Below are 26197 nucleotides of genomic sequence, written 5' to 3'. Positions count from 1 at the left end.
CTGGGCCGCGGCATGCCCGAATCAGAGTTGATAAATGATAATAGAATTTCGGCGTGAAGCCTTGAAGAAAATGAAGAAAATGGGATGTAGCAGCGACAGATGCCGTCTCCGCGCTGCGCCAATGCGCGGAAATGCGGGCGTTTCTCGTTCTGTTTCTCCGAGAAACTCGTTCTATTTTTTCGAGAATGGAGAAGGTGTCAGAGCGGTTTTGTCGCCGTGTCCAGCCAGCGCCGCGTCGGCGCATCGAGTTCGGGTCCGATCACCGCGGCGACCGTGGCATGATACGTATCGATCCACCGCGTCTCGTCGGGTGTCAGCAACTCCTTGACGATGAGCCGGCGATCGATCGGCACCAGCGTCAGCGTCTCGAAGCCGAGCATGTCGCGGTCACCGCCGGCCGGCGTTGCGGGCTCGGTGGCGAGTACAAGGTTCTCGATGCGGATGCCGTAGGCGCCTTCCTTGTAGTAGCCCGGCTCGTTGGAGATGATCATGCCCGGCTCGATTTCCGCCATGCCGCCGCGCGAGATGGATTGCGGCCCCTCGTGGACCGAGAGATAGCTGCCGACGCCGTGCCCGGTGCCGTGGCTGTAGTCGAGGCCGTGCGCCCACAGCGCGCGTCGCGCGAAAGGATCGAGATCGATACCGCGCGTGCCTTTCGGAAAGCGCGCCGTGGCGATGGCGATATGCCCCTTGAGGACGAGCGTGAATCGCTCCCGCATCTCCTGCGTCGGCGTGCCGATGGCGATCGTGCGCGTAATGTCGGTTGTCCCTTCGAGATACTGGGCTCCCGAGTCGAGCAGGAACAGCTCCCCCGGCGCGAGCTGGCGGTTGGTCGCCTCCGTCACGCGGTAATGCACGATCGCGCCGTTCGGCCCGCTCCCCGAGATGGTGTCGAAAGAGATCTCCTTCAGGGCTTGGCTGCCCGCACGCTGCTCCTCGAGCGCGCGCACCGCGCCGATCTCGTCGATATTGGCGCCGCCCGCAATCGCGCCGTCGAGCCAGGCCAGAAATCTCGCCACCGCCGCTCCGTCGCGCACGTGTGCGATGCGTGCGCCCTTGATCTCGGTCGCGTTCTTGATCGCCTTCAAGGGAACGCAAGGGTCGGCGCCGCGCACGGCACTCTTTCCGAGCGCGCGGTGAAGCCACCAGGCTGCCCGGTCGAAGTCGAGGCGCACGCGTTTGCCGGCCTTGCGCAACGCTGCCACACGCTCCTTGAGCGCGGCGGGCGGTGAGATCTTGACCAGGCCGTCGAGCTGGGCGAGAGCCTCTCGCGTCACCTTCTCTGCGGCGACGAACAACTCGGGCTTGCCTGTGACAGGCACGACGGCGAACGCAAGCACCACGGGATTGTGCGCCACGTCGCGCCCGCGAATGTTGAACAGCCAGCATAGGGAGTCGGGAGCCGTGAGAATGACGGCATCCTGCCCGGCCTCCTTGAGGCTCTTCTGCACCGTCGAGATCTTGGTCTCGGCCGATCGCCCCGAATACTTGACCGGATGCGCAACCACGGGGCCATCCGGCGGCCCGGGACGATCCTTGCCCCAGATCCTGTCGATAAGATTGCGTCGCGTCGGCTTCAGCGTGATGCCGTAAGCGGCGAGCTTCCCACGCAGCCCCTCGATGTCGGAGACGGTATGCAGCCAGGGATCGAACCCGACCACGTCGCCGCTCCTGAGTTTTTCCTTGAGCCAGGACACCAGCGCCGCGTGGCCCATGCCCGGAAACTCGAACAGCCCGCCGCCGCATTCGGAGCGCGCCTGCACGGTGTAGCGTCCGTCGACGAACAGCCCCGCATGCCGCTTCGTCACCGCCGCGAGACCCGCACTTCCAGAAAAGCCGGTGAGCCACCGCAGGCGCTCCGAGCATGGAGCCACGTATTCACCCTGGTGCTCGTCGCCGCGCGGCTGCAGGAGCGCCTGCACGCCTTCGTCGGCGAGCAGCGCACGCAGCTTCTTGATCCGCTCCGGAACAGCGGAAGCATCGGACGGCGCGTTGAACGTCTGAAACATGGAGACCCCTGAAGTCAGTCTAGGAGCGCTTGTAGAGCGTGAGCGTCGACCAGCCATCGTTGCGTCTATGCGAAGAAAGCGCGAAACCCTGGGCCCGATAGGCGGCCAGCACGCGCGGAGCCTCCCGCGTCAGCAGCCCCGAGAGAATGACAGCCGCACCGTCCTTGGCGGCGCGCCGGACGTCGGGCGCGAGCGAGATCAGCGGCGCCGCCAGGATGTTTGCGAGGATGAGGTCGAAGGGCGCCGCGGCGCGGATCTGAGGCGCCGATACACCGGCGCCGGCCACGAAGGTGATATGTGCCGCCACTCTGTTCACAGCCGCGTTCTCGCGTGCGACCACGACCGACTGCGGGTCGATGTCGACCCCGTGCACGGAGGCCCGCGGGCACGAGCGGGCCGCCGCGATGGCCAGAATGCCGGAGCCGCAGCCGAGATCCAGGATGCGCTTGAAGCGCCGTTCCTCGGTGAGCCGGTCGAGCGCCACGAGGCAGCCGAACGTCGTCGCGTGATGCGCCGTCCCGAAGGCCTCGCCTGCCTCGATCAGGATGGCGTTCGGCCCCTGAGGCACGCGATCCCGGTCGTGCGCGCCGTGCACGGAGAAGCGGCCCGCGCGCACTGGAGGCAGCGCGGCTTGGGAAAGCGCAACCCAATTGAGATCCGGAATGTCGGCGGAGAGGAATTCTGGCACAGGCTCGTCTAGCAGCTCTCCGAGCTCGGCCTGGAGCGCATGCGGCACGCGCGGTTCGGAGAAATACGCCTCGATGCGCCAGAGCACGGACGCGCCCTCGTCGTGCCCCTGCTTGTCCTCGAACACCGTGAGCGCATCCGGCGGCGGCTCGATGAGATCCTGCAGAGCGCCCGCGATACGCATGGCGTATCCGCGGTCCTCCACCTCGGCGATCAGCTTGTGAGGGGTCATGTCGTCCATATCGAGAGAGACAGGGAAAAACGGCCGGTGTCGGGCCGCAGGCGCCGCACCATAGCGCAATGCCGGCGGAACGTCAGGCTTGCTGCGGGGCGGGGCTGTCAGCGGCGGTTTCGGCAACCGGGATGGGGTCCGCCGACGCCTGCTCCGCGACCACGGTGCTGTCCACTTCCGTTCCCTCGTCGCCGGTAGGATCCGGCAGATTATCGAGAAACACGTCCCATTGCGCATCGAGGTGCTGGGCCGCCGCCGCCGGTCCGAGAGTACGCAAGTTGCCGTCGGCATCCTGCTTCACCAGTCCGTCCGCGATCAGCCGGCCGAGTGCATCCTCGAGATCGAAATCGACGGACACACCGAAGCTCGTCTGCAGATACTGCTCGATGGCCGCGTCGATGGCCGGGAGATCCGAATGCTTGGCGCTTTCCTTGGCCAGCACGCTGTAGAGCAGCATCTCCTCTTTGACGTCCTCCTCGGCCGCACGGTCGGCGAGCTTGATCAGCACCCCGCGATTGTCGGCCATGGCGTGAAAGTAGAGGTTCTGCGCCATGACGACCATGTAGCGCTGCCGCTGGTTCAGGAAGTTCATGCCCTGGCGGAACGCGACACCGCCGAGGCCGAGCACGGCGCCGGCCGCCGCGATCGGATTGCTGGCAATGAGGGCGAGCTTGCCTGCGGCCCCGGCGACGCCCATGCCGATGCCGCCGCTGGCCGTGAGCCCGAGCCGAAGCTTGTCCAACAGCCGGAATTTCACGCGCGTGTTGGGAAACACCATCTCCACGTCGCTGCGCGGGATGTTCTTGAACAGCTTGAGGTAGATGTTGCTCTCGTTGACCTCGGCCGGAATCATGGCGCGCAGGTTGCGCACGAGCTTCTCGGCCTCGCGGCGCGGTATTCGCTGCTCTTTCATCAGCTCGAGAACGCGTGTTTCGAAGGGCTTGAGCTTGAACAGCAGGAACAGCCGTTGGAAAATCGGCACGTCGAACTCTTCCTTGCGCATGAATTTGCGGAAGGAGCGGCGCTGGTCGCGCCGGCTGGATGCGCCGCGGTAGTAGATCAGGATTTCCTCGAACGCCGTGAAGTCGACGTGCAGATCGAGCCCGTAATGCGACTCCTTGGTCAGGATCAATTGCACGTCCGTGGGGTCGATGCGCACGTAGTTGGCTTGCTTCAGGATCCCCGCGACCTCGTGCACGACGCGCTTCTGCAGCGTCGCCCGCTCGTCCGGCGTGAACGTCCGCGTGATCAGGAGATCGCTGTCGGGGCTGAAAGTCTCATAAGCCTGCAGAAGGTTGGCGAGGCCCACGCCATGCTGCTGGCGACGCCAGTATTCGAGGTAGCGGAAGAAGCGCCGTGCCGCGCGCGCTTGGCCGCCGGGCCAAGTCTGCGGCGCCGTCAGACGGTCGATCAGCGCGTACGTCGTCACGGGAATAAAGCGCTCGCGCGGGCGCGCCGTATCCGGCTGCACCAGATCCTTGGCCGGCATCGCGAACACAGAAGCGTCGGCGGGAGCGAGCGAACCCGGCGCTGCAACGTCTTGAGCCGCCATCCCTACCCCTCCCGGTCAAACCACTAAAAAAAGTGATAGGGCCTGAACCGGCGACGGTCCAGAGCCCGGCCTCCCCATTAACCTGTCCACGCGCCGAAACCTTCGGAAAAGCCCGCAAAAAAGCGGTCATCGCAGCAGTCTGAGGACACATCCCGCCAGGAACCTAAAACGCTCCTGGTTCAGCAATTTGACAAGATGCGGCGCCGGCCGGGATTTGTCAGGCCCGATGGTAGGGATGACCCGAGAGGATGGTAGCCGAGCGGTAGAGCTGCTCGGCCAGCACGATGCGCGCCAAGCCGTGCGGCAGGGTCATGGGTCCGAGCGAAAGCACGAAATTGGCCCTTTGGCGTGCGCTGTCCCCATGACCGTCCGGTCCGCCGATCAGGAAAGCCATAGCGCGTCGGCCTTCATCGCGCCGTTGCGCCAGCAGCCGCGCAAAAGCTTCGCTGCCGAACGTCTTGCCGCCCTCGTCGAGAAGCACCGCGAAATCGGCGCTCTCCGAAGCGGTCACGAGCCGGGCAGCTTCGTCCGCGCGCCTCTGGTTTGCGCTCGCCTGTCGCGCCTCTGGCAGCTCGGACAGGGTGAGGGGACCAAGCGCAACACCGCGCCCGGCTTCATCGATCCGCTTGGCATATTTGAGATAAAGCTCGCGTTCGGGGCCATCCTTGAGGCGCCCCACGGCGACGATGGAAAGACGCATCGGAGCGCCCGAGCTACTGCGTGACGACGCACAATCAAGCTGCGCCGTCACGGACCGGCGTTAAATCCGCCCAGACCACGCAAGTGGTCTCACCAATCAGTGCGACGTCTGCTCGCCGGGACGAGCGGCCGACCACATCTTCTCGAGATTGTAGAAATCCCGAACCTCGCCACGGAAGACGTGAACCAGGATGTCACCGGCATCGATCAACACCCAGTCGCAGGTCTCCAGACCTTCGACCCGGACGGTTCCGACACCGTTATCCTTGAGATGCTTGCGAAGCTGCTCCGCAACCGCACCGACGTGGCGATCCGAGCGCCCGGTGGCGATCACCATGAAATCGCCGATCGACGATTTCCCTTTGAGATCGATGGTTACGATCTGCTCGGCCTTGGCTTCATCGAGCCAGTGCACGATCTTTTTGAGCATCGGCTCCGAGCTTGCGTGCGCTGGCACGATCTCGGCTGGAGGCGCACCCTTGCGGGCGCCCTCAATGGCGGTTCGCATCTTTGGGTGAATATCCTTTCCGTTGCAGCACCAGTAAGGCCATCCTGTTTGCCCACTTGGCTCGAGGCGGGATGTCTTGCGACGCCGGCGACCCGCACATTTTGCCGGCCTTCCCCACCACCGCGGCGCTGATTGACGCCGTCGGCTCGATCAAGATAGCGGTCCGGTAGGGCTCCAGCAATAGGGAGGAGTCCGGATTGTCGCACCCCGGCGCCCCGTTCCGTTCTTCAGAATGAAAAATTGCCTTCGGCTTTCCCGCTAACCCGCCTGTTCAGAACGGAAAACGGGAGACCGGGAGCGGCTGGCCCTGATTTCGGTCGACGATTCGGGCGACAGCCTGAGCGTCAGATACAACCACGCCGGAGCCGTTTTTCGGGCCAGCGTGCCCGCCTCGTCGTCTGGAACACGGAAACGGGCGAGCGCCCGCGCCGCGGGAGCCGAGAGCGCCTTGAGCCTCCATTGCGGACGATCCGCCACCACGAACGGCATCAGCTCTGCGATGCGCCGCCACGCCGCCCAGCGATGGAAGCCGGCCAGGTTATCGCCGCCCATGATCCAGACAAAATTCACGCTCCTGTAGCGCTGCTTCAGAAACGACAGTGTGACGATGGTTGCCGCGCTGCCGAGGCGGGCCTCGAACGCGGTGATTTTGATCCGCGGGTTGGTGACGAGACGCCGGCACGCATCGAGCCTGTCCGCGAGCGGCGCCAGCTCGTTGTGGGCCTTGAGCGGATTTCCGGGAGTGACGATCCACCAGATCTCGTCGAGCCCGAGCCGCTTCATCACCGCCTCGGAGATGACGACGTGCGCCCGGTGCGGTGGATTGAAGGATCCTCCGAGCAACCCGATGCGCTGGCCTGGCGCGGCTGGCGGCGCCCGCACGGCGAGCGACCCGAAGCTTTTGGATGTGAGGTGGACGGGCATCGCAGCGATCGAGACACCAGATGGGGATGAAGATGGGCTCTCGATCCGGGTGAACACCAGCCGGCTGCGGATGACATAGAGCACGAGGAAGCAGATGAGCACAGCCGCCGTCTTTGCGATAGTCGGCGAGAGCCCCACGAGATGGACGCCGGCACCCGTGACGGCGGCCGTAAGCAGGATCCCGAGCAGCCCGGTGGCCATGAATTCCGAAAACAACCGCTTTTCGGTCTTGTGCGATCCGTCGCTGCCGAAAACGAACAGTCGCGACAGCTTGTAATTGAGTGAGAACGCGACCGCATAGCCTGCGACGCTGGCGAGGACGGGAGCAGCCAGCGCAAAAATCACGAAGAAAAACACGGCGTAGTCGACGGCCAGACTCACGAGGTTGACGGCGGTGTAGCGGACGAGCCGTCGGATGCGGTAGGCGCGCGAAGCCGCTTGCGGCCGGGAGGGGAGCCCCCCGGTCGCGTGCGCATCCGCCCGTTCTTCGCTGTATCCGCCGGTTGCCATGTTCGTCCTCTCGGGCTTGGGTTTACCCCGCCGGCGCGTACGCGTCCCCTGCGTCATGGCGCGTAGGCGCATGCAACTCGAATCCGAAAGTCAGAGAACACACGATTTAGTAATCGCTCTCAGGAATGGTGAAGAGAGAGCAACCACGATGATCGGCCCGACAAAGGGACCGCTCCTGCTCGCGGGGAAGCACATGGACGGAAGAAAGACGCTCGAGCTGCTGATCGTCGAGGATCGGCAGGTGATGCTCAAGATCATGCGCCGCCTTCTCGTCCAGCTCGGCTATGCGCAGATCGACGAGGCCGCCAATGGATTGCAGGCGCTCGAGAAGCTTTCTTACAAGCGCTACGACCTGATCCTGTCGGATTGGAACATGGACGGCATGAGCGGCTTCGATCTCCTGAAGGCGATGCGCCTCAACCCTGAAACGCAGGCCACGCCGTTCGTGCTTGTGACGGCCGAGTCGAAGCCGGAGAACATACTGGCCGCCAAAGCTGCCGGCGCCACCGGCTATCTCGTGAAGCCGTTCAAGCTCGACATGCTCGAGAAGACCCTGGACCACGTCCTGGCCGCCAACGGCTTCGTCAACCTCGCCGTCGCCTGAGCGTATCTGCCGTCTCCACCGCCGGAGGCCGTCCTCACTTGTCGGGAATGACGATCTTGCGGTCGTTCGTATCGACGACGAAGATGGCCAGCAGCTTTGCCGGAGCGGTGTCGCTGGCGTTGTGGCTCACCTGGTGATGATCGCCGGGCTTCTCGGTCCAGCTCTCGCCGGCTTGATACGTGTGCTCCGGCTCCTCGTTCACTTTGCTCCGGATAGCGCCCTCGAGCACCCGCGCGTAGATGAAGGCCGACGAGGGATGCCGATGCGACGGCGATCCGGCACCGGGTTCGTACTCCACGAGCACGGCGCGCAGGCTCTTGCCTGGGACGTTCGGCAATTCCTGGTCGAAGACCACAGACACCTTTGCGCCGGGAGCGATCGTGTCGTGCGCCGCCGCGCATGTCGAAAAGAGGGCCGCGGTCGCCGCAAGAAGCAGAGCGATTTTATGCATGGCGTGTCCCTTTCTCTGATCTATTGACGGGGCTGCGAGTGCCGGAGCCAATCGGCAAAGCGCGTGGGCCCCGGGATGAACTTCGCGACCGGGGCCAACCCGTTGTCATCGAGGATCGCTCCGAAATATGTGGCCTTGGCGTCGGGCACCACTCTTCGTGCGTCGCCCTTGAAGGCGAGAAACGATTGCACGAAGGCCGCGAGGCTCGACGCTTCCGGGCCAGCCAGCTCCAGAGCGCCATTTTTGGGCGCGGCGACTACGATGGTCGCGAGAGTGGCCGCGACGTCGTCCGCCGCGACGGGCTGGAACCTCGCAGGCGAAAGCGGCACGACATCGGCTGGCGCTCCGCCGCCGGCGATCGCATCGAGAAACTCGAAGAACTGCGTGGCCCGCAGGATCGTGTAAGGCACGCCGCCGGCCTCGATCAGCTCCTCCTGCACGCGCTTGGCGCGGAGATAGCCGCTGTCCCGAATGCGATCCGCGCCCACGACCGACAACGCGATGAAATGTGCAACGCCCGCGGCCTCGGCCGCACTCAGGAGATTGCGCGTCGACGTCCGGAAGAACTCGAGCACGGCCTGGTCGTCGAAGGATGGCGAGTTGGTCACATCGACGACGACGTCCGCACCGGCCAGCGCCTCCGCAACGCCCGCACCGGAAACGCTATCGACGCCAGTCGACGGCGAAGCGCTTACGACGTGATGACCTTGGGATTTCAGGATGGCGGCGAGCTTGCGCCCGATCAGGCCGCTCCCGCCAATGATGATCGCTTTCATTGTGAGCCTCCTCCAACGAATGCTGGGAACCCCCACCGTTGCTCTCATCAGCAACGGTGGGTCATAAAAAGAGAAAGATGGGTTAGCTCTTGATGAACGCCAGCAGATCCGCGTTGATGATATCGGCATGCGTCGTGGCCATGCCATGCGGAAACTTCTCGTAGACCTTGAGCGTCCCGTTCTTCAGAAGTTTGCTCGACAGCAGGGCTGAGGCGCCGATCGGCACGATCTGATCGTCGTCGCCATGCATCACGAGCGTGGGCACGTCGATGACTTTGAGGTCCTCGGTGAAGTCCGTTTCGGAGAACGCCTTGATGCCGTCGTAGTGTGCCTTGGCACCGCCCATCATCCCCTGCCGCCACCAGTTCTGAATAATGGGCTGCGACGGCTTCGCGCCTTCGCGATTGTAGCCATAGAAAGGGCCAGCCGGCAGATCGATGTAGAACTGCGAGCGGTTATCGGCGAGCTGCTTGCGCAGGCCGTCGAACACCTCGATCGGCAAGCCTCCGGGATTGGACGCGGTCTTGACCATGATGGGCGGCACGGCACCGATCAGGACCAGCTTTGCGACGCGACCCTGCGGCTGGCCATAGCGGGCCACATAGCGGGTCGCTTGTCCGCCGCCGGTCGAGTGTCCGATATGAACCGCATTCCTGAGGTCGAGGTGCTCGAACACGGCACTCGCGTCGGCCGCATAGTGGTCCATGTCGTGACCGTCGCCGACCTGGGTCGATCGGCCATGGCCGCGGCGATCGTGGGCGATGACGCGGTAGCCCTTGTTCAGGAAGAAGATTAGCTGCGCGTCCCAATCGTCGGCCGAGAGCGGCCAGCCGTGATGGAAAGCGAGGGGCTGCGCGGTCTTCGGCCCCCAATCCTTGTAAAAGATCTGTACGCCGTCTTTCGTCGTGATCGTGCTCATCTGACTGTCCTCGTTGTCGGCCGGGTGGCCAATCCGCCCGTGCTTGAACAGGTAAGCCGGATCGGGCAGCTTTGCGATTGGGACATCCGACATATTTCGGGTCGAATCCGACAAGGACGCATGCGATGAAGACCACCCGCGCCGTGGCGCCGAAGGCTGAGGTTGCGCTCTTGCTCTATGCGGGTTGCCAGACGGCCATGGTGCACGGCATGACCGATCTGCTTCAGATCGCGAGCGACTTCTCCGTCAAGCGCGGCGGGCCGCCGTTGCGCGTCAGCCATTGGCGGGCGGAGGACGCGGAGGGCATCGCGCGGTGTTTCGATACGTACCCTGCCGGTCAGCGGCGCTTTCCGGATATCGTCATCGTGCCGGGGCGTCTGACCGGGCCGGCCGGCAGCGAGGAGGCCGCGCCCTATGTCCGATGGCTGAAGGAGAGACACACGGAAGGCGCGGTCCTCACGGCAAACTGCGGCGGCGTATTCATGCTCGCCGCAACCGGCCTCCTTTCGGACCGGCCGGCGACGACGCATTGGGCCTTCGCCGATGCGTTCCGCGAGCGATTTCCCGACGTCAGGCTCGACACGGATAAGATCGTGATCGAGGACGGCGAGATCATCACGGCGGGCGGTCTCATGGCCTGGACCGATCTCGGCATGCGGCTCGTCGACCGCATCTTCGGCCCGACGATCATGCTCGAGACGGGGCGTTTCCTGCTGATCGATCCTGCTGGGCGCGAGCAGCGTCACTACAGCAGCTTCGCCCCGCGTCTCAATCACGGCGACGAGGCCATTCTGAAAATTCAGCACTGGCTGCAGGCCAAGGAGGCGCGGGCGGTTACGGCTGGCGCAATGGCGCGGCAGGCAGGCATGGAGGAACGCACGTTTCTGCGCCGCTTCAAGGCTGCGACCGGGCTGACGCCGACCGAATACGCCCAGCATCTGCGGATCGGCAAGGCGCGTGAGCTGCTCGAGTTCACCAAGCGGCCCGTGGACCAGATCGCCTGGTCGGTCGGCTACGAGGACGCCGGCGCCTTTCGCAAGCTCTTCCATCGCATCATCGGCCTGTCGCCCAGCGACTATCGCCAGCGCTTTGGCGTTGCGAACGCGGCTGCCGCCTAGCCCATGGCCGGTGAGCTTCGAGCTGCCCTTTTGTGAGATGCTAGTCGATGTGAGCCAGCTGGAAGCAGACGGCTGGCGTAATTCGATCGACGGATCCATCGAGGGCCACGTAGCGGCCCGGCGCCTCGTCCTTGCGCAGGGTATCGTCCGCGATCGAGTAATAGAAATGCGGCGGCCGCGATAGGTTGATCGACAGCAGGCGGGATTGTTGCCAGAGGAAATCGTGGAACGCCTTGTCCTCCTGCGAGTCCCTGAAGACGGCCACGACCGCCGCCTTCGTCCGCAGGCGCGCTTCGAGGCGGTCGGAGAGGCCGCCGGGAATGGCCGCATGGGCGTAGCCGGGGACAACGACGAGTTTGCCGCCTCCTTTCGCGCGGACTTCGTTTTCGATGAATTCAGCCAGTTCGTCGTCGTGGCTGAAACGTTCGCGCATGATGGCGGCGTCACGCTCGGCTTTGGTGATCTTGCCATCGAGGCCGTAACGCACCCAGGTCACATCGTCGAGCTCGGCGAGGCAGCGATAGACCGGATCGTTGAAAGTCGTGAATCCGCCGAGCGGATTGTTGAAATCGTAGAAGATCGGATTGATGCCGAGCTTCTTTGAAAGCAGCACCTGACGGCCGAGCGCCGTAGCCACGCGGCGTTGTGTCGTCGCCGCTTCTTCTCCGGGGTTGTCCGGATCGAGGAAGTGCCAACGATCGGAGCGAATGATGTCCTGCGCGAATGCCTCCACATCGGCTTCTGTGGCGATTCCCATCGCTTGGCGTCCCAGGACGCGCGGCATCTCGATCGCGAGATGGCGCACGCCCGCGCGTTTCATGGCCTCGAACAGCTCTGGCGACGAGAAGAACGCAATCCGTTCGCGGACGCCATGCTTGACGTCAGTCAGCACGGTCAGATCCTGCGACTGCAGCAGGCTCTCGATCGCATGGGGTTCCGTTGAATTCTGAGCCAGAGCGGGTGTCGCAAAGCCCAGGAAGAAGATTGCGACCGCGCGCCACCACATCGTCTTGGCACGTCGCCGGCAATTGAGCCGTCCCGTTGTGCGATGGGGCATCAGAGGGTCGTTGAGCCTACGGAAACCAATGGGCATAGACGGCACCGACGGTCAGAATGGACGTCCTAGCCTCCAAACAGCATTTCCCGGCCATTCTTGTTTTTTTTGAATGCTACAGAGATTCAAAACTTCCGCAACAGCCCATGCCGCACCAATGTTACGCTTTTGCTGCTAAGCTTTGCAGCCAACTGCCTCCAGAAGCGGCTGTTGTCGGTTTTCGGAACTGGGAGAGACACCATGCGCGTCAGCGCCCGATCCACGACGGCCGTTTGCTTTTTTGTGCTTCTGGCCGGCGTAAGCGCTGCATTTGGCCAAACGCCGGTACCGAAGAGCTACACCGATCCTGGGGTCGTCCCCGATGATGAGCTGACACTCGTCGTTGGCACGCGCTTCGTGGGGCCGACCCCCGACGGTATGCCCGCCAAAGCGCAATTTGACCGCGCGCGCATTCCGCTTTCAGAGTTTAATGATACCGATCACTGTGTCGATCAGACCGCACTCGAGGTGGCAAAGGAATACTTTTCCGGCCTCGGCCGCGTGATGAGCAAAGCCGGTCACTACTATTTCGTCCCGGAGGCGGAGATCGAAAAGTCGGTGGCGATGTGTGAAAGGCTGCATGGCCGCCCGCCCCAGGCCTGGGTCGGCCATCGAACGAAGGTCATAGCGTTCGGAAAGGTCGTTCCGACCGTTGATGCCCCTGCACTCGAAGCGTCCGTCCGCTAATCGAGGCTCTGCTGTCACACCGGCCGGATCTGGCCGCTCCCACGCACGACGTACTTGAAGCTCGTCAACTGCTCGACGCCCACGGGCCCGCGCGCATGCAGCTTGCCGGTGGCGATGCCGATCTCTGCGCCGAAGCCGAACTCGCCGCCGTCCGCGAACTGCGTCGACGCGTTCCAGAGCACGATGGCGCTGTCTACCTCGGAAAGGAAGCGCTGCGCGGTGGCCTCGTCCGCGGTGACGATCGCATCCGTGTGCTGGGAGCCGTAGCGGGCGATGTGCGCAATTGCCCCGTCGACCCCGTCCACCGTCTTCACGGCGATGATCGCATCCAGGAACTCGTGGCCGTAGTCTTCCGGCGAGGCCGCCTTGACGCGGGCATCCACCGCCTGTGTCGCAGGATCGCCACGCACCTCCGCGCCGGCGTCTATGAGCGCCTCGACCAGATCCGGGAGATAGGTCGCCGGCGCGTCGCGGTCGATCAGCAGGCATTCGGTCGCCCCGCACACGCCGACGCGGCGCATCTTGGCGTTGACGAGCACGGCGCGCGCCATGTCGAGATCGGCTTTGGCGTCAACGTAGGTGTGGCAAATGCCCTCGAGATGCGCGAACACCGGCACCCGCGCCTCGTCCTGCACGCGCTGCACGAGGCCCTTGCCCCCGCGCGGAACGATGACGTCGATGGCCCCGTCGAGGCCGGAGAGCATGTGTCCGACCGCGTCGCGGTCCGTGGTCTCGACATACTGGATCGCGGCAACCGGCAAACCCGCGGCCCTGAGGCCTTCCGCAAGGCAGGCATGGATGGCGAGGCTCGAATGGTGACTATCCGAGCCGCCACGCAGGATCGCCGCGTTTCCGGATTTGAGGGAAAGCGCGCCCGCGTCCGCCGTCACGTTCGGCCGGCTCTCGTAGATGATGCCGATCACCCCGATCGGCACGCGCACGCGCTGGATGCGCAACCCGTTCGGACGCGTCCAGTCCGCCAGAATCGAACCGACCGGATCGGCGAGCGCAGCCACGTCCTCGAGACCGTGGGCAATGGCCTCGACGCGTTTCGGATTGAGCACGAGCCGGTCCACGAACGAGGCGATGCGGCCGGCCGCCTGTGCCGCGGCGACGTCCTTGGCATTAGCCTCGAGGATCTTCGCTTGATCGCGGCGCATCGCGTGCGCGGCGGCGGCGAGGGCCTTGTCCTTGGTTTCACGCGGTGCGAGCGCCAGCCTGCGCGCAGCCTCTCGGGCCGCGATACCGACATCGCGCATCAGGGTAGCGGTGGTCTCGGTGCCGTCGGTTGCTTTCTGCATGCTCGGACTTCGTCGAATGAGGTGTGAAGGTATACGCCGGAGCGGCATTTATGGACTACATAAGCCCTTCCGCCGTACGATACGCGCTTATTTGCGGTTGAGCGCCATGTCGTTGCGGTGGATCAGTTCTGGCCCGCCTTCGTAACCCAGAATATCCGCAATCTGCGACGACTTACGGCCGAGGATCCGCTCCGCATCGCTCTTCGGATAAGCCGAAAGGCCGCGCCCTAGCTCCCGGCCGTCCTGGGAGCGGATGACCACGGCATCGCCGCGCTCGAAAGCGCCGTCGACCCGCGTGACGCCGGCCACCAGAAGGCTCTTTCCCGCCACCAGCGCCTTTTCCGCGCCCGCGTCCACGAATAGCGTGCCGCGCGGCTCGAGCTGCCCCGAGATCCAGCGCTTCTTGGCGGTCACCGGATCCTGCTTGGCGAGGAACCAGGTCACCTTGCATCCTTCCGAGATGGCCCGCAGCGGGTTGAGCACTTTGCCCGTCGTAATGACCATGTTGGTGCCGGCAGCCGTCGCGATGCGCCCCGCCTCGATCTTGGTCTTCATGCCGCCCTTGGATAGCTCGGTGCCGGCATCGCCCGCCATGGCGGCGATCTCGGGCGTGATCTCCGTGACGAGGGGAATGTGTCGCGCGTCCGGATCCTCGTTCGGCGGTGCCGTATAAAGCCCGTCGATGTCCGAGAGCAGCACCAGGCAATCGGCCGACACCATCCCGGCGACGCGAGCCGAAAGGCGGTCGTTGTCACCGTACTTGATCTCCGCCGTGGCCACGGTGTCGTTCTCGTTGACAACGGGGATGGCGCGCAGCTCCAGCAGGGTCTCGATGGTGTGGCGGGCGTTGAGATAGCGCTGCCGCTGCTCGGTGTCGCCGAGCGTCAACAGGATCTGCGCCACCGTAAGTCCGGACCTGGCGGCCAGCTCCTGGTAGGCGTGCGCCAGGCTGATCTGTCCGACCGCCGCCGCGGCCTGCGATTGCTCGAGCTCCAGCGGCCCCTTGGGGAGGCCGAGCTTGTGCCGTCCGAGCGCAATGGAGCCGGACGAGACCAGCACCACGTCCTTGCCCTGTTTGGCGAGCTCGGTCACGTCGTCGACCAGAGAAGCGAGCCATTCCCGCTTGAGCGTGCCCGTCTCGCGGTCGGCAAGAAGTGCCGAGCCGATCTTGACCACGATCCGCCGTGCCCGCGTCCATTCGGGACGGGCAACAGAGGCTTCGGCTGTGGCGGCGCGTTGCGACATGGGCGTGGCGAGGGCGGATTGAGGGAAGAGGTCGCGCTTCCTAGCACACGCCGGCCTGCCCAGGCGAGAGACCCGTCACCAGGGTTTACCCTGCCGAAAGATGTCCGAAGCCTCGCGGCCGCGAAGAGCGCGAGAGATGGCCCGCACACGCACCAAAGGCGGCGAAAAGGAGTCGCGTCTTCATAATTTGATTCACGCAAACGGCTTAAGTCGCGAATCGCGCGCTCGATTTACTTCATGCGTTAGCGTGATGATTTTACTTAGAAATATTGTTGTTCCCAAGTCTTTCTTGGGTAGCGGCAAGATAAACGAAGCAGTATGATGGTTTCGTTGTTTGCATCGCACCAAGCAACGCCACTGACATCGCAAACCCCAAAAAATGGAGTTCTCATGAACCTCCAAGAGCAGAGATTTGCCTGCTTGCGGATGGCGATGGAGCTCGGCTGCAAGGCCGACTCGATCGTGCATGTCGCAAGACAAATGAGTGAGTTCGTGGAAGGAGCGCCGGCCCCCGCGGCCGACGTCGGAAAGCTGGATGCCGTTGCCGATTGCGGGACAGCGCTCGCCGAGCCGGTCCTTGCGTTGGAGGCATCGGCCGAGCCCGTCGCCGAGGAGGCACCCGCAGCCGAGGAGCCAGCTGTCGAAGTGGTCGCGGAGGAAGCTCCGGCCGCCGAGGAGCCAGCCTCCGAGGTGGCGGCCGCCGAGCCGGTCGAGGCAAGCGAAGGAGCGGACGCACCCGCTGCTGCTGTCGAGGCAGCTTCGGAAGCCTCCGAGGAGGCCCCTGCTGCGGAAACTGCGGCCGAGGCCACGTCAGAGGCGGCGCCAGCTGCCGATGCTCCCGCTGACGCCGCACCGGTCGAAGCGACCGCCGAACCTGCGGAAGCCGGTGCCGAGGAAGCCCCGGCTGTCGCAGAATCGGTTTCGGAACCGGTTGCCGAGGAAGCAGCGGCCGAGCCCGTTGCCGAGGCGGCACCCGAAAGCGCCGAAGTTGCCGAAGCGGCTCCGGCCGTAGAGGAAGCTGCAGCCGAGGAAGCCGTTGCCGAAGCCGTCGAAGCAGCGGCAGACGACAAGCCCGAGGCCGAGATCGCACCGGAAGCGATCGCAGCCGCGAGTGCCGCCGCCGAAGCCGCCGCTGTCCCGGCCCCGGCCGAATAAGAAGAAACGCGTGAACGTCACGCCATCCCCTGCGCAAGGATGGCGAGAGGGAGTGGAAAAGAGGAGGGCGAGCTGGTTGAGAGGCCTTCAGCCAGTTCGCTCGACGACAAGGCCATCGCACCCACGCCATCGCAGCCAAGTTGCGATCCGCCCGTGCGGGTATGGCGGTCTTCTACAGCCGCTGGTCGACATTCAACGTCATCCCGGCATCATGGCGCAGCCATGTTCCGCATGGACGGTCGGGATCCACGCAAGCATCCGCATGTGCAACGAGCGAGTGCTGGTGAGTGCGCGAAACGCGCGGCTCAGACGATGCTCTTTGCGTAGAGATCCGTGCGCCGGTCGCGGAAGAAGCCCCAGTCCGCGCGATAGCTCTCGATCAGTGCCAGATCGAACGTTTGCACCAGCACACCCTCGTCGGCTGCGCCGAGGCTCTCGACCAGCTCGCCGCGATGGTCGGCGATGAACGAGTGGCCGTAGAACTGCTGCTTCACGCCGTCGTTGTCCTCGAGGCCGATGCGGTTCGCCGCCACGATCGGCACCGCATTCGAGACCGCATGCCCCTGCATGGCGCGCTGCCACTGCAGGTGCGTGTCCAGCGCCGCATCATAGGGCTCGGACCCGATGGCCGTCGGGTAGAACAGCACCTCGGCCCCTGCCACCGCCATGGCGCGCGCGGTTTCCGGATACCACTGGTCCCAGCAGATGCCGACGCCGATGTGCCCGCGCTTCGTCTTCCAGGTCTTGAAGCCCGTGTCGCCCGGCCGGAAGTAGTACTTCTCTTGGTAGCCCGGCCCGTCCGGGATGTGGCTCTTGCGATAGACGCCGAGGATCTCGCCGTCCGCATCCGCCAGCGCGACACTGTTGTAATAGCGTGGCCCGTCCTTCTCGAAGAACGAGATCGGGATCACGACGTCCAGCTTCTTGGCGAGCTTCGCGAGCCTTTTCACGCACGGATGCTCGTCCACCGGGAACGCCGTCTCAAACCACTTCGGATCCTGTTTGGTGCAGAAATAGATGCCCTGGAACAGCTCGGAGGGCAACACCACGTCGGCGCCGCGCTCGACGGCTTCGCGCACGAACGCTTCGGTCTTTTCGATGTTCTCGTCCAGGTCCGGCCCGTACGCCGTTTGGATGGCGGCGACCGTGATGCTGCGCTTCTTCATGCCGCGCCCTTTCATGCCCCAGCCCCCACGTTTCGAGTCTCCGGGTTCAGAGTCTCACGAGGCTCCTGCTGCGTGATGCAATGGAACGATCCCCCGCCCGCTTCGCCTGCCCCGAGCAGGCCGCGCGACGATACACCGACGACCTTGCGGTCCGGAAACACCTCGCGCAAGGCCTGCAGCGCCGCCTCTTGCGTTGGCGTGCCGTAGACCGGCACCACCACCACGTCGTTGCCGATGATGAAGTTCATGTGCGAGGCGGGCGACACGCCGCCGAGCGCATTGCGGTAGAGGCCGGCGCCGGGAATGCGGATCACCTCGAGCTTGCGCCCGGCTGCATCCGTCGCCTCGGCGAGCCGGCGCGCGATGGCATCGAGAACGGCGGCATTGGGATCGTCGTCCCCGGCAGGAGCCTGGCACACGACGCGCCCCGGCGCGACGAAGCGCGCGATGTTGTCGATGTGGCCGTCCGTATGGTCGCCGAGAAGGCCCTCGTCGACCCAGATCACCGTCTTGGTGCCAAATCGGGCAAGCGCCGCTTCCGCCTGCTCCGCGGTCCATCCGTTGCGGTTCGGGTTGAGAAGCGTCTGCTTGGTGGCAAGGATTGTCCCCTCACCGTCGTGATCCACCGCGCCGCCTTCGAGCACGAAGTCGAAACGCTCGATGACGCTGCCCGCGAGCTCCGCCACCCGGTCGCCCACGGTCGAGTCGTCGGGCAGATCGTACTTTCCGCCCCAGCTGTTCGTGTCGAAGCGCAGCGCCACGCGCTTGTCGCCGCGGAACGCGAAGATCGGACCCGTGTCGCGCAGCCAGATGTCCCCGTACTTGGCGGACACGAGTTCGGCCGACGTGCCGAGTGCGGCCAGCGCCGATTGGGCAGCCTCGTCGCCGTTGACGAGCACACGCACCGTGTTGCCGGTCTCGGCAAGCGTTTTGACCAGCGCCGCCACATCGGCGCGCGGCGAAGCGAGATCGTCATTCCACTCGGATGCGTCCGCCGGCCAGGCCGTCCAGATCGCGGTCTGAGGCGCCCATTCGGCGGGCACGACGATAGCCGTGTCGGTCATGAAGCGGATGTCCTTGCACAAGTGTCAACTCGGAGCGGGGGTCATGCCCCTTAAAGCGAAGGATTGCAATACGGCTATGAAACTCGCTTGGACCGGCGGTGCCACGAAAAAGGCGCCGGCTTTCGCCGGCGCCCCAGGCTCGTTTACGATCCCGATCGGCTACTCAGCCGAGCCGGCACCTTTCGAGGCATCTTCGGGACTGCGCGTCGCCGGGCCTGTGCGCGTGTCAGGGAACCCCTGCACGCCGCTCGAATCCTGGCTGGGCTGGGTCGCGTTGTTCCCCATTCCGGCCTCGCCGGACGAAGCGCCAGAGGACGAGGCGCCGGCATCAGGGCCGGCCGCCGAGCCGCCGGGCGCATGCGTTGCGGGACCCGTGCGCGTATCGGGTGCGCCCTGCACGCCCGGTCCGGAATTCGGCTTGGTGGCGCCAATAGCGCCCTTCTCGGCGCCGAGCCCCTGCTCCTGGCTCTGCTGATAGATGTACTGCTCTTTCTGCTTGCCCGTGGACCGATCCTCGGCCAGCGCCGGGGTCGCCAGCACAGCGACGGCGATGCCGCTCATGAGCACCTTCTTGGAAAGGAACATTGATTCCTCCTTATGCATTGCTGCCACCTTCTGCGGTAGCTGTGCACGAATAATCCCGCCGCTCGTCGCCGGTTCCCCGACGTGCGCCGCACAATCGAGTCACGCAGGCGTGACCGCGCAAACCGGCCTGAAAAGCCCGCCGTTTCGCGGTTCGAGGCGCCGCGACCACATGCCGTGCGTCAGGATGCGCGATGTCTGTGCGAGGGACCCGCTGTCGCCAGCCGCCTTGCGGATTTGAGGCAGGCCTTGTATCTGTCTGAGCCTCGCCCCTCACGGCGCGCGCGGGTGTAGTTCAGAGGTAGAACGTCAGCTTCCCAAGCTGAATGTCGAGGGTTCGATTCCCTTCGCCCGCTCCATTCTTTTCAAGCGCTTGAGCCCCTTCTCCCGTCTCATTCGGCCCGCCGTGGGCGGGCCGAATTCTTCTGGCCTTTCGGTTTCGCGCGCCGAAGCGGCCACTGTGTCGCTACGCTAGAACGCGTTCTTGATCTCGATCACCGATGCGATCTCGCGAACGCGGTCCTCGGAGATCGCAAGCTGGCGCGCGAGCTCCTCAATGTAGTCCTGCTCATTCTCGTGCAGCTCGCGATCGGCAAAGACGATATCGATTGCGTGCGCCAGCATGGATTCCGCCTTGGTGCGCACGTCTTCGGGATCCCTGCCGCCGTCATTCAGAATTGCATTGCAGGCCGCGCCGAGCACTTTGTCGAGACCGTCGCGGTCGATCATCTGCTCGATCTTCCGGCGGATATCCGAAACACGCGCAACGCTAAGGCTCGAAAGGGTCTTCGTCCGGCCCGTCAGGGCGGCGAGTTCTTGCGACTCCTCGGGACTGACCGTGCCGTCGGCCCGCGACGCTCCGATCAGAATGGCCAGAAAGGCTTCTTCCTGAGAAAGGCTTGGTGCAACGATGCGATCGAAAAGCTTACGCTTCGGCTTCTGAGTTTGTACGGCTTCCAATTTGAACAAGCGATCTGAACGTGCTTTGAGAGACATGCCCGACCTCCACAAATCGACGCGACCCAAATATTGTACTTGTGACAAATTTCGATAATCGAAGATGTATAGCTCAAGTCTCGCGCACTTGACACAGACCTAATGGCTTCCCGGTCGTCTGCGCCGATCAAAGTTTTTCCATTCCGCTCCGAAAGGAAAAACCGGAAGCGTAAGTTCTGCGCTGGGTGCATCCTGGAAACGTGCGCTGAAAACGGAGAGGCGAGGACGCAATGAGGAAATTGTTGATCTGGGGAGCGCTCTTGGCACTCGTCGCAGTCGCCTTCTTCAGCTACTCGACGTCCAAGATGGAGAATTCCGAGGCGCCCGAGGAGTCGCCCGCCGATCTACCGGCCGCGAGCGATGAGAAGGCGCGTTGATCATCTCCTCTCCGCCAATCCAGACATCGATCGTCCGTATTGGCGTGGTATGAGGAATGTGGATGCCAGTCGGAGTACGCATGTCGCCGTTGCTCGAGCTTGAGCCTTTCGACGCCAAGGGGCGCGTGCAGATGGTGGTGGAAACGCCGCGCGGCTCTGCGATCAAGTTCAAGCTCGATGAGAAAAAGGGGATCTTCACCGTTTCCCGCAGCCTTGCTGCAGGCGTCACCTATCCATTCGATTGGGGCTTCGTGCCCGGCACGCTGAGCGAGGATGGCGATCCGGTCGACGCGCTCTGCCTGCACAGCCACGCGAGCTTCCCGGGAGCCGTGCTGCCCTGCCGGTGTCTGGCCCTGGTCTCCATCGATCAGAAAGGATCGAAAGGCCGCGTCGGAAACCCGCGCCTCATCCTGGCTCCGGCCTGGGAAGGCGGCAACGTGCTTCAGATCGGCGTTGAGCTCACCGACCGCGTCAAGGCGGAGCTCGAAACCTTCTTCCTCAACGCCACCCTTTTCACCGACAAGGACGCGCGCATCACCGGCTGGCAGGACGCAGCGGCGGCGGAGGTGTACCTCCACAAGACGCGCATCTGACCGGAGCGGCGGAGCTACTGCAGAGAGGCGCTTTCACGACAGCGAGCCGCGTTGGGTCAAAGCGTGTCACGGGATCGGGGATCCGGATGTCGTTCCACCTCCTCGGGCGGAGCGTCGACCGGCAATTCCGTATCACCGCTGGGCTCGATCGGCGGGTTGGGACGTTGCGGCTCGGCCGGCTGGCTTGGCAGCACAGGCCGGCGCGATGGCTTCGGATCATGTGCATCGGAGGTGTGCTTCATGGGTAATTTAACGCCGCCAGCCGCGGCGGGTTCCGCGCCCAGCCCGATCTAGCCCCAAAACGCAAAGCCCGCTGCCAGCATACAAATTTGCAATGTTTCACGAGGAACCGTCGCCCATCGGTCTCGATTGGAAGCTTAGGCGCAACAACAGGGACGCCTCCAAAAGAAAGCGGCACACGGAGACGAGCCATGGAGCGGAATTTTGGGACGGAGATGGCGAGGACGTTCGGCACGCGGTTGCGGAGGATCTATCAGCAGGACGAGCAGACAATCCCCTCCAGAATCGCCGTCTGTATGGAGCAGCTGCAACGATCCGAGGAGGGACGGAGCGCCGCGAGTGGCAATGCATTGCCCGACGACGAATCGACGTCGTACATGCCCGGTGCCGCGCCATCGATATCTCGCTGACGACTTGCGGCGGAACTTGCCGGCGAAGGGCGGGTTTCGTTGAGAGGGAGGACCAACGGCAACAACGAAGGATGGACCATGACCAAGACCACATCCCTGCTCGCGGCACTCGCTTTGACGCTTGGAACAGCGTCCGCTTTCGCACAATCACCGGCCGGTAGCCCGGCCGACCCTACGACCAATGAGAACCAGCAGCCGGGCCCGAGCGTCGGCAATCCCACCGATCCCGCGGCCGGCGCCGATCCTGAGGCACGTGTTCCGACCTCGCCACCCGGAACCGGATCGGCCGCTGAGGGTGCCGGTGCCGGTGAAGGAGGCCTGGGGTACCAGAGCCCCGCAGGCATCCCGGCCGATCCCAACACCAACGAGAACCAGCAAATGGCACCGAGCAATATCAACCCGGCCGATCCCGACGCCGGATCCAATCCGAGCGCACGTGTGCCGACCGAGCCCGAATAGCTGCCTTGCCGGCCTTCGCGCCTCATTGGAAAAAGCCCCCGCGGTTCGGGGGCTTTTTCTTGGCGGATCCCTATCCGCTCCGGGTCCGGTGGCTCGTTAACGACCCGCCCGGGCCCTGATCTTCCGGGAGATGCCGTGCGGTCGGCCTGCGGCGGTCCGGGCCCGGCATTTCCCTTGGCCGGCTCGTTGACCCAAAAGCCGCAATTGTGCTGGCCGGCCCTTGCGTGATCCGACAATTTATAACATAGGAGATGTTACCTTGTTACATTCCAAGTCTGCATGAGACACACACCGCACCTTTCCCGTTTTGTCCGGGTGATCGTTCCCTTTGCCAGGGGCGCTCGCCATCGCGGTGCCGGCTGCCGGATAGAGCCATGTCGCGACTGATCGAGCAGATGAGACACGCCAATCCGTTCGGACCGCGCCAATCCGAATCCCTGAGCGCGACCATCATTCGCAACATCTCCATCGTGCTCGTGTTGAGCCTCGTTCTCAGCGGCCTGATCACCTATTGGCAGGCAGCCAACAAGGTCGAGACCGAAGTCAGCGCCGCCCTCTCGATCGCCGAGAGAACGGTGCGCAAGGTCGTGCAGGAGATCGCCCACGATGACGATCCTCGCATGCAGCTCGTGCGTCTCGTCCGCGTGTTCGACGGCAACCGGCACGTGAAAGCCACCTTCGTCGAGCCCGAGCCGATCGGCGCCCGCATCTCGAGTTTCGTCGCACCGGCCGAAGAGTTGCCTGAATGGTTCTACAGCCTCATTGCCCGGCCGCCCGAGGTCATTCGCATACCACTACCCGAAGGTTTGACAACCTACGGCATGATCGAGCTGGAGGCGGAGCAGCGCGGCGAGGTCGGTGAGGTCTGGGACGATTTCCTGCTCAAGCTCGCCATTCTGTTCGGCTTCTGCGCGCTGGTCTCGATCCTGATCTATATCACCCTGCGGCGCGCGCTTGAGCCGTTGCCGAAACTGTCGGCCGCCTTCGAGCAGCTCGGCGGCGGCGACTATGGGGTGCGTGTCGCTGAAGGTGGCCCGACCGAGCTTGCCAAGCTCTGCGCCGGCTTCAACGAGATGGCGGGCCGGCTCGGCCACATGGAGCGGCGCAACCAGCAGCTCAACGATCAGCTCGCCACCGTGCAGGAGGAGGAGCGCGCTGATCTCGCGCGCGACCTGCACGACGAGGTGAGCCCATTCCTGTTCGCCGTGGATGTCGACGCATCGAGCATCCGGCAAATGGTGGAGAACGACCAGACCGCCCCCGACGCGCTGACCGCTCGCGTGGAATCCATTCGCGATGCCGTGACCCACATGAAAAAGCATGTGAAGTCGATCCTTGGGCGCCTGCGCCCGGCCGTGCACTTGGAACTCGGTCTCGCCAACGCCATAGAAACGCTGGTCGCCTCCTGGCAGCTCCGCAACCCCGATGTTGCGTTCAATGTCGATGTGACGGACCGCAGCTACGGCCAGAAACTGGACGCAGTCATTCACGGCATCGTCCGCGAGGCGATCAGCAACGCGCTGAAACACGGCGCCCCCACGGAGATCGATGTCGCCGTGCATGACGCCAAGGAGAACGTCAGCGTTCTCGTTCGCGACGATGGCGGCGGCCTCAAGCCCGCGAGCCTGTCGAGCGGCTTCGGCCTCATCGCCATGCGCGAGCGCGTGACCGCGCTCGGAGGAACCGTTGAAGTCGGGAATCGGGATGATCGGGCAGGGGTGATAGTGGATGTCCGGCTGCCAATACGGGAAAGTTTTGCCGCTTTAGACGGATCGGCAGATACGAGGGAAAGCACATGAAGATACTCGTCGTCGACGATCACGCCGTCGTTCGGCAGGGAGTGCAACGCCTCCTGTCGACAATCCCGAGCTACGCGGTGCTTGAAGCGGCGACCGCCCACGAGGCTCTGACGCTTGCACGCAAGGAAAGCCCGGATGTGGTCATCCTCGACATCAATCTTGAAGGCGCGAGCGGGCTCGAGCTATTGCGCCGGCTTCGCATCGAAAGTCCTTCGCTTCGCATCCTGATGTTCTCGATGCACGCCGAGCCCATCTATGCCAACCGCGCATTGAAGGCCGGCGCCTACGGATACGTATGCAAAAGCGCAGGCAGCGACGAGCTCCTGACGGCCGTGCAGCGCGTTGCCGAAGGGCAGCGCTACCTCGACAGCAGCATGGCCGGTGAGCTTGTCATGAGCAGCGTGCGCTCCGAGGATCCGTTGCGCAAGCTCACCAACCGGGAGATCGAGATCCTGCGCATGCTCGGCGAGGGCAAGAGCCTGCAAGGCATCGCCGACGCGATCGGGATTGCCTACAAGACCGTCGCCAATTCATGCGGGCGCATCAAGGAGAAGCTGGACCTGCCGCGCACGTCCGACCTCATCCGCTTCTCCATCGAAAATCGCCGCAACTGAGGTTGCGGCGCGCCCCATGGAACGGGCACACGGTCTGTTAGCGCGCGAGACGCTCCCGCGTCAGCGTCTTCGCCAGCTCCACGGCCGGTTGATCGAACGGATCGAGCCCGAGCAGGCGCCCGGCGAGAATGGTCTCGATCATGAAATGCATGAGCAGCGCGCCCATCGAGCGCTCATCGAGCGTCTCGACGTCGAACGTGCGCACCGGCCGCCCCGCCTGCGTCAAAGCCTCCGTGATGGCATGCGCCTGCGCGTCCACCACGTCGCCGACGGTCTTGCCGCCGAGAAACGCCTGCCCGGCGAGCGCTGCCATCGTCGCATCCAGCACAGGGCCCTGCCCGCGGCTTGCCACGCGCAAGACCGTCACCGCGATCTCGCGCGGTCCGTCCATGAAAAGTTGAAGCTGGCTGTGCTGGTCCACGGGGCCGAGCGCCGGCACGGGCGTGGTACCCTCGCCACCCTTGCCGAGGCTTTCCGCCCATAGCTGCACGTACCATTCCGAGAAGCGGCCGAGGCGGTCGTTGTACGGCATCATCACCAGCGTGCGGATGCCGCGTTCCTTCGACAGCCCGACCGCTGTCGCCGCGCCGATCGCCGGAGCGAAGGCCGCCGGAAACGATGCCGAGACGAGTCCGTCCACCACCTCGCGCGCGCCCGCCCGGATCTTCCGCGCATCGAGCCCCCGCGCCAGCGCCGGAATGAGCCCGACGTTGGTGAGGCACGAGAAGCGTCCGCCGATGCCCGTATGATGGTCGAGCATCGGCACGCTGAAGCTGCCGAGCAGCGCTCGCAGTCCGTTCGGCTTGCCGGGCTTGTCAGGCTCCGTGACGCCGAGAAACATCTGCGGAATGTGGCTTTCGAGACCGGCATCCTTGATCACGGCAAGCGTCGCAATCAGCTGCGCCAGTGTCTCCGTCGTCCCGCCTGATTTCGAGGTCACGACGAAGCGTGTTTTCGCGAGATTGAGCCGTGCGAGCCCGGCCGAAAGCGTCAGCGGATCGAGATTGTCGTAGAAGCGCGTGCGCGGCCGGTTCCTGCGGCTCCCCTCCGAGCAACAGGAGACGCCGGGCAAATTCCAGCCGCCGAGCTGCGCCAGCGTCTGGCCGCCGAGGCCCGAGCCCCCGGTGCCGAAGAAGACGATGGTTTCGGCGCCGTCCGAGAGCGTGTCGAGCGCGGCCTCTGCCTGATCGAGATCGGACGTGTCCTCGGCGATCTTGAGCAGCGGCAGACGCCCGGACGCGTAGTCGGCCTTGAGGTCGTGCAGGGCGGGCGCGAGCTTTTCGAGCCACCACCCGAGCTCGGATTCGGTGAGCCCGTGTTCGCCGATGGCACCCGCAAGGCACCCGGCGATCGATTGGCGATAAGGGGTTGAAGAGACGACAGGAACGGTCTGAGTCATGGCATCCCGCATAACCGGCTTGGCGGAG

26 protein-coding genes and 1 tRNA gene are annotated in these 26197 nt (G+C 64.4%); 10 read left to right on the top strand and 17 right to left on the bottom strand.

Annotated elements, in window-relative coordinates; genetic code table 11:
• Positions 1 to 197: 197 nt before the first annotated feature.
• The 6 genes from QZV93_RS06680 to QZV93_RS17590 all read right to left on the bottom strand — a co-directional run bounded on the left by QZV93_RS06680 (position 198) and on the right by QZV93_RS17590 (position 7193).
• Positions 198 to 2009, bottom strand: coding sequence for an aminopeptidase P family protein (locus QZV93_RS06680; protein ID WP_295557007.1), 1812 nt, complete (start codon positions 2007 to 2009; stop codon positions 198 to 200).
• Between the two features lie 19 nt (positions 2010 to 2028).
• The gene (locus QZV93_RS06675) at positions 2029 to 2928 is read right to left on the bottom strand and encodes a 50S ribosomal protein L11 methyltransferase (RefSeq protein ID WP_295557006.1); all 900 of its coding nucleotides are present in this window, start codon (positions 2926 to 2928) and stop codon (positions 2029 to 2031) included.
• 82 nt (positions 2929 to 3010) lie between these two features.
• Entirely contained in the window at positions 3011 to 4480 is a 1470-nt protein-coding gene (locus QZV93_RS06670) for a TMEM143 family protein (protein ID WP_295557004.1), read from the bottom strand.
• A gap of 217 nt (positions 4481 to 4697) precedes the next feature.
• Positions 4698 to 5180 carry a 23S rRNA (pseudouridine(1915)-N(3))-methyltransferase RlmH gene (gene rlmH, locus QZV93_RS06665; protein WP_295557002.1) on the bottom strand — a complete coding sequence of 161 codons (483 nt, stop codon included), beginning with the start codon at positions 5178 to 5180 and terminating at the stop codon, positions 4698 to 4700.
• A 96-nt stretch (positions 5181 to 5276) separates the two neighbouring features.
• Positions 5277 to 5687: a ribosome silencing factor gene (gene rsfS / locus QZV93_RS06660; protein WP_295557000.1), complete on the bottom strand. Its 411-nt coding sequence runs from the start codon at positions 5685 to 5687 to the stop codon at positions 5277 to 5279.
• A 258-nt stretch (positions 5688 to 5945) separates the two neighbouring features.
• On the bottom strand, positions 5946 to 7193 hold the full coding sequence (locus QZV93_RS17590) for a nicotinate-nucleotide adenylyltransferase (RefSeq protein ID WP_363156690.1): 1248 nt from the start codon (positions 7191 to 7193) through the stop codon (positions 5946 to 5948).
• 76 nt (positions 7194 to 7269) lie between these two features.
• Here QZV93_RS17590 and QZV93_RS06645 point away from each other — a divergent pair, with 76 nt between their 5' ends.
• Complete coding sequence (locus QZV93_RS06645; protein ID WP_295556998.1) at positions 7270 to 7725, top strand: response regulator; 456 nt, start codon at positions 7270 to 7272, stop codon at positions 7723 to 7725.
• Between the two features lie 34 nt (positions 7726 to 7759).
• Here the strand turns inward: QZV93_RS06645 and QZV93_RS06640 are convergent, their stop codons facing one another.
• The 3 genes from QZV93_RS06640 to QZV93_RS06630 all read right to left on the bottom strand — a co-directional run bounded on the left by QZV93_RS06640 (position 7760) and on the right by QZV93_RS06630 (position 9871).
• On the bottom strand, positions 7760 to 8176 hold the full coding sequence (locus tag QZV93_RS06640; RefSeq protein WP_295556997.1) for a cupin domain-containing protein: 417 nt from the start codon (positions 8174 to 8176) through the stop codon (positions 7760 to 7762).
• A gap of 20 nt (positions 8177 to 8196) precedes the next feature.
• Entirely contained in the window at positions 8197 to 8952 is a 756-nt protein-coding gene (locus tag QZV93_RS06635) for an NAD(P)H-binding protein (RefSeq protein WP_295556996.1), read from the bottom strand.
• Positions 8953 to 9034: 82 nt separating this feature from the next.
• Positions 9035 to 9871: an alpha/beta hydrolase gene (locus QZV93_RS06630; RefSeq protein ID WP_295557090.1), complete on the bottom strand. Its 837-nt coding sequence runs from the start codon at positions 9869 to 9871 to the stop codon at positions 9035 to 9037.
• Positions 9872 to 9996: 125 nt separating this feature from the next.
• Here QZV93_RS06630 and QZV93_RS06625 point away from each other — a divergent pair, with 125 nt between their 5' ends.
• Entirely contained in the window at positions 9997 to 10989 is a 993-nt protein-coding gene (locus QZV93_RS06625; RefSeq protein WP_295556995.1) for a GlxA family transcriptional regulator, read from the top strand.
• A 40-nt stretch (positions 10990 to 11029) separates the two neighbouring features.
• On the opposite strand, the gene QZV93_RS06620 is transcribed toward QZV93_RS06625, so the two are convergent.
• Positions 11030 to 12046 carry a hypothetical protein gene (locus tag QZV93_RS06620; protein ID WP_295556993.1) on the bottom strand — a complete coding sequence of 339 codons (1017 nt, stop codon included), beginning with the start codon at positions 12044 to 12046 and terminating at the stop codon, positions 11030 to 11032.
• 237 nt (positions 12047 to 12283) lie between these two features.
• Here QZV93_RS06620 and QZV93_RS06615 point away from each other — a divergent pair, with 237 nt between their 5' ends.
• Positions 12284 to 12769: a hypothetical protein gene (locus QZV93_RS06615; RefSeq protein WP_295556992.1), complete on the top strand. Its 486-nt coding sequence runs from the start codon at positions 12284 to 12286 to the stop codon at positions 12767 to 12769.
• Positions 12770 to 12783: 14 nt separating this feature from the next.
• On the opposite strand, the gene QZV93_RS06610 is transcribed toward QZV93_RS06615, so the two are convergent.
• Positions 12784 to 14070, bottom strand: a complete 1287-nt coding sequence (locus QZV93_RS06610) for a glutamate-5-semialdehyde dehydrogenase (protein WP_295556991.1) — start codon at positions 14068 to 14070, stop codon at positions 12784 to 12786.
• 87 nt (positions 14071 to 14157) lie between these two features.
• A complete protein-coding gene (proB, locus tag QZV93_RS06605) occupies positions 14158 to 15315 on the bottom strand; it encodes a glutamate 5-kinase (protein WP_295556989.1) in 1158 nt (385 codons plus the stop codon).
• Positions 15316 to 15705: 390 nt separating this feature from the next.
• On the opposite strand from proB, the gene QZV93_RS06600 reads away from it, so the two are divergent.
• Positions 15706 to 16470, top strand: a complete 765-nt coding sequence (locus QZV93_RS06600; RefSeq protein WP_295556988.1) for a hypothetical protein — start codon at positions 15706 to 15708, stop codon at positions 16468 to 16470.
• Positions 16471 to 16775: 305 nt separating this feature from the next.
• Here QZV93_RS06600 and aguB read toward each other — a convergent pair whose 3' ends face one another.
• From aguB to QZV93_RS06585, 3 genes are all read right to left on the bottom strand, one after another.
• A complete protein-coding gene (gene aguB, locus QZV93_RS06595) occupies positions 16776 to 17636 on the bottom strand; it encodes an N-carbamoylputrescine amidase (protein WP_295557088.1) in 861 nt (286 codons plus the stop codon).
• A gap of 11 nt (positions 17637 to 17647) precedes the next feature.
• Entirely contained in the window at positions 17648 to 18700 is a 1053-nt protein-coding gene (locus QZV93_RS06590; protein WP_295556986.1) for an agmatine deiminase family protein, read from the bottom strand.
• 159 nt (positions 18701 to 18859) lie between these two features.
• Positions 18860 to 19285 (bottom strand): hypothetical protein, encoded by a 426-nt coding sequence (locus QZV93_RS06585; protein ID WP_295556985.1) that lies wholly within the window; start codon positions 19283 to 19285, stop codon positions 18860 to 18862.
• 281 nt (positions 19286 to 19566) lie between these two features.
• Between QZV93_RS06585 and QZV93_RS06580 the strand changes: the two genes are divergently transcribed.
• Positions 19567 to 19641 (top strand) — tRNA-Gly (locus QZV93_RS06580).
• A 112-nt stretch (positions 19642 to 19753) separates the two neighbouring features.
• Here the strand turns inward: QZV93_RS06580 and QZV93_RS06575 are convergent.
• Positions 19754 to 20278 (bottom strand): tellurite resistance TerB family protein, encoded by a 525-nt coding sequence (locus QZV93_RS06575; protein WP_295556983.1) that lies wholly within the window; start codon positions 20276 to 20278, stop codon positions 19754 to 19756.
• Between the two features lie 230 nt (positions 20279 to 20508).
• On the opposite strand from QZV93_RS06575, the gene QZV93_RS06570 reads away from it, so the two are divergent.
• From QZV93_RS06570 to QZV93_RS06550, 5 genes are all read left to right on the top strand, one after another.
• Entirely contained in the window at positions 20509 to 20655 is a 147-nt protein-coding gene (locus tag QZV93_RS06570) for a hypothetical protein (RefSeq protein ID WP_295556982.1), read from the top strand.
• A gap of 62 nt (positions 20656 to 20717) precedes the next feature.
• A complete protein-coding gene (locus QZV93_RS06565; protein ID WP_295556981.1) occupies positions 20718 to 21248 on the top strand; it encodes an inorganic diphosphatase in 531 nt (176 codons plus the stop codon).
• 728 nt (positions 21249 to 21976) lie between these two features.
• Positions 21977 to 22357 (top strand): hypothetical protein, encoded by a 381-nt coding sequence (locus QZV93_RS06560; RefSeq protein ID WP_295556980.1) that lies wholly within the window; start codon positions 21977 to 21979, stop codon positions 22355 to 22357.
• Between the two features lie 374 nt (positions 22358 to 22731).
• Entirely contained in the window at positions 22732 to 24156 is a 1425-nt protein-coding gene (locus tag QZV93_RS06555) for an ATP-binding protein (RefSeq protein ID WP_295556979.1), read from the top strand.
• The gene (locus tag QZV93_RS06550) at positions 24153 to 24770 is read left to right on the top strand and encodes a response regulator transcription factor (RefSeq protein WP_295556977.1); all 618 of its coding nucleotides are present in this window, start codon (positions 24153 to 24155) and stop codon (positions 24768 to 24770) included. Before QZV93_RS06555 ends, QZV93_RS06550 begins: the two co-directional genes overlap by 4 nt.
• 37 nt (positions 24771 to 24807) lie before the next feature.
• Here the strand turns inward: QZV93_RS06550 and QZV93_RS06545 are convergent, their stop codons facing one another.
• Positions 24808 to 26169: a glucose-6-phosphate isomerase gene (locus QZV93_RS06545; protein WP_295557086.1), complete on the bottom strand. Its 1362-nt coding sequence runs from the start codon at positions 26167 to 26169 to the stop codon at positions 24808 to 24810.
• Between the last annotated feature and the right edge of the window lie 28 nt (positions 26170 to 26197).

The organism is uncultured Hyphomicrobium sp., from assembly GCF_902826555.1.
Lineage (GTDB): Bacteria > Pseudomonadota > Alphaproteobacteria > Rhizobiales > Hyphomicrobiaceae > Hyphomicrobium_C.
Note: the sequence above shows the minus strand (reverse complement) of the source record. Positions and strands in the feature narration are given on the sequence as shown.

What these genes read in the sequence shown, in the direction of transcription:
- QZV93_RS06600 (WP_295556988.1), top strand. Translation starts at nt 15,706, where the DNA reads ATGAACCTCCAAGAGCAGAGATTTGCCTGCTTGCGGATGGCGATGGAG.
- QZV93_RS06590 (WP_295556986.1), bottom strand. Translation starts at nt 18,700, where the DNA reads ATGACCGACACGGCTATCGTCGTGCCCGCCGAATGGGCGCCTCAGACC.
- QZV93_RS06670 (WP_295557004.1), bottom strand. Translation starts at nt 4,480, where the DNA reads ATGGCGGCTCAAGACGTTGCAGCGCCGGGTTCGCTCGCTCCCGCCGAC.
- QZV93_RS06615 (WP_295556992.1), top strand. Translation starts at nt 12,284, where the DNA reads ATGCGCGTCAGCGCCCGATCCACGACGGCCGTTTGCTTTTTTGTGCTT.
- rlmH (WP_295557002.1), bottom strand. Translation starts at nt 5,180, where the DNA reads ATGCGTCTTTCCATCGTCGCCGTGGGGCGCCTCAAGGATGGCCCCGAA.
- QZV93_RS06550 (WP_295556977.1), top strand. Translation starts at nt 24,153, where the DNA reads ATGAAGATACTCGTCGTCGACGATCACGCCGTCGTTCGGCAGGGAGTG.
- QZV93_RS06565 (WP_295556981.1), top strand. Translation starts at nt 20,718, where the DNA reads ATGCCAGTCGGAGTACGCATGTCGCCGTTGCTCGAGCTTGAGCCTTTC.
- QZV93_RS06610 (WP_295556991.1), bottom strand. Translation starts at nt 14,070, where the DNA reads ATGCAGAAAGCAACCGACGGCACCGAGACCACCGCTACCCTGATGCGC.
- QZV93_RS06625 (WP_295556995.1), top strand. Translation starts at nt 9,997, where the DNA reads ATGAAGACCACCCGCGCCGTGGCGCCGAAGGCTGAGGTTGCGCTCTTG.
- QZV93_RS06585 (WP_295556985.1), bottom strand. Translation starts at nt 19,285, where the DNA reads ATGTTCCTTTCCAAGAAGGTGCTCATGAGCGGCATCGCCGTCGCTGTG.
- QZV93_RS06545 (WP_295557086.1), bottom strand. Translation starts at nt 26,169, where the DNA reads ATGACTCAGACCGTTCCTGTCGTCTCTTCAACCCCTTATCGCCAATCG.
- QZV93_RS06635 (WP_295556996.1), bottom strand. Translation starts at nt 8,952, where the DNA reads ATGAAAGCGATCATCATTGGCGGGAGCGGCCTGATCGGGCGCAAGCTC.
- QZV93_RS06645 (WP_295556998.1), top strand. Translation starts at nt 7,270, where the DNA reads ATGATCGGCCCGACAAAGGGACCGCTCCTGCTCGCGGGGAAGCACATG.
- QZV93_RS06680 (WP_295557007.1), bottom strand. Translation starts at nt 2,009, where the DNA reads ATGTTTCAGACGTTCAACGCGCCGTCCGATGCTTCCGCTGTTCCGGAG.
- QZV93_RS06575 (WP_295556983.1), bottom strand. Translation starts at nt 20,278, where the DNA reads ATGTCTCTCAAAGCACGTTCAGATCGCTTGTTCAAATTGGAAGCCGTA.
- aguB (WP_295557088.1), bottom strand. Translation starts at nt 17,636, where the DNA reads ATGAAGAAGCGCAGCATCACGGTCGCCGCCATCCAAACGGCGTACGGG.
- QZV93_RS06560 (WP_295556980.1), top strand. Translation starts at nt 21,977, where the DNA reads ATGACCAAGACCACATCCCTGCTCGCGGCACTCGCTTTGACGCTTGGA.
- QZV93_RS06570 (WP_295556982.1), top strand. Translation starts at nt 20,509, where the DNA reads ATGAGGAAATTGTTGATCTGGGGAGCGCTCTTGGCACTCGTCGCAGTC.
- QZV93_RS17590 (WP_363156690.1), bottom strand. Translation starts at nt 7,193, where the DNA reads ATGCGCCTACGCGCCATGACGCAGGGGACGCGTACGCGCCGGCGGGGT.
- rsfS (WP_295557000.1), bottom strand. Translation starts at nt 5,687, where the DNA reads ATGCGAACCGCCATTGAGGGCGCCCGCAAGGGTGCGCCTCCAGCCGAG.
- QZV93_RS06640 (WP_295556997.1), bottom strand. Translation starts at nt 8,176, where the DNA reads ATGCATAAAATCGCTCTGCTTCTTGCGGCGACCGCGGCCCTCTTTTCG.
- QZV93_RS06555 (WP_295556979.1), top strand. Translation starts at nt 22,732, where the DNA reads ATGTCGCGACTGATCGAGCAGATGAGACACGCCAATCCGTTCGGACCG.
- proB (WP_295556989.1), bottom strand. Translation starts at nt 15,315, where the DNA reads ATGTCGCAACGCGCCGCCACAGCCGAAGCCTCTGTTGCCCGTCCCGAA.
- QZV93_RS06630 (WP_295557090.1), bottom strand. Translation starts at nt 9,871, where the DNA reads ATGAGCACGATCACGACGAAAGACGGCGTACAGATCTTTTACAAGGAT.
- QZV93_RS06675 (WP_295557006.1), bottom strand. Translation starts at nt 2,928, where the DNA reads ATGACCCCTCACAAGCTGATCGCCGAGGTGGAGGACCGCGGATACGCC.
- QZV93_RS06620 (WP_295556993.1), bottom strand. Translation starts at nt 12,046, where the DNA reads ATGCCCCATCGCACAACGGGACGGCTCAATTGCCGGCGACGTGCCAAG.